Source organism: Peribacillus sp. NPDC056705, assembly GCF_043656335.1.
In genome coordinates this window covers 1-1,304 of record NZ_JBHTYI010000210.1, presented here as the reverse complement: position 1 = coordinate 1,304, position 1,304 = coordinate 1, and the positions used below count along the sequence as shown (strand labels likewise).

The 1,304-nt window shown below is 55.8% G+C and carries 1 protein-coding gene; it reads right to left on the bottom strand.

Features of this window, described 5'->3' with window-relative positions:
- Positions 1–197: 197 nt before the first annotated feature.
- A partial coding sequence (locus tag ACFRAK_RS28995; protein WP_394573198.1) for a serine hydrolase domain-containing protein occupies positions 198–1,304 on the bottom strand: 1,107 nt, incomplete at its 5' end.

The window sequence follows — 1,304 nt, the reverse complement described above, 5'->3', positions numbered from 1 at the left end:
GAATCAAAATTCGGATCCAGCAGGACCAGCTTGCGGAACCGAAGCGGCGTGATCGGATCTCCCGTTATGCAATCATTCCATAGCGATATGATGCCATTTTCATCTCCGGGCTGGTACGTTCGGTAGGTTAAGCTGTTCATCGTCATACATACCTCCTTCGAATTGGGTAATTGGGGGATAACCAACAACGACAAGCCTCAGCCGCTAACCGCAGCCGTCAGCGCATTATGTACCCTCGCCCGCAATGAGGCTACACTGGTGTTTCTTCCTCCGTATACCCGGTTCGTGAGTAATACGACCGCCAGTTCATGATCCGGATCGATGAAGAGGCTGGTGCCGGTGAACCCGGTATGGCCGTAACAACGGGGGCTCATCCAATCACCGGAAGCATCCATCTTATCGCCTTTCAGCACCCAACCGAGTCCGCGATAGGCTTCCGGGATCGGTGCAGTATGGCACCGGATGGCATGACGTACCGCTGCCTGCGACACAACTCGCAGTGGACCTCCCGTTGCCTCCGCAGCTCCATCACTTGGTGCCAGACCATACCGCAGCCACATCCTGGCGTATCGCAGCAGATCGGAAGCCGTTGCAAATAGTCCCGCATGGCCACACGCTCCGCCAAGAGCACGTGCCTTCTCATCATGAACGACGCCGCTGAGATGACCCTTCGTGGCATCATCGTATTCGGTTGCCGCACACGCTGCTTGTCGTGCCAAGGGTCTAAATGTCGCACTGTTCATGCCGAGCGGTTCGAAGATCATGCTGTCAGCCGCCTCATCGAGCGGCATCTGCAGCAGCGTCTCAATCAATCGCCCCAGCACCAGAAATACGATATCGCTATATATCACTTCCGTACCGGTCTTCGTAACAAGCGGGGCTGCGTACAGCGCATCCCACATCTGCTCCCGTGTCCAGCCATGCGCATGCAGATTCATATCCGCCTGAAGCCCAGACGTATGCGTTAACAGCTGACCGACTGTAACTTCTTCTTTGCCCAGTTGGCCAAATGAAGGCAAGATGTCAGACACCCTTGTGCTCAACGTTAACATGCCTTCATCGATCAGCCTTAGGATTAAGGGCAGTGTTACTGTCACCTTGGTTAGCGAAGCGCAATCGTACAAGGTTTCCTCGCTGGCAGACAAGGGAGAAGCGTGTGCTTGCTTGGGGTCGGCATAGCCTGCAGCATACATCCACTGCCTCTCCTGATACAGCACGCCAAGCACGGCCCCTGGCATCGTTCCGGCTTGAAGCTCCCTCTCGATCGCCGTGCAAGCTGCATGCAAGCCGCGGAAGCTTAAGCC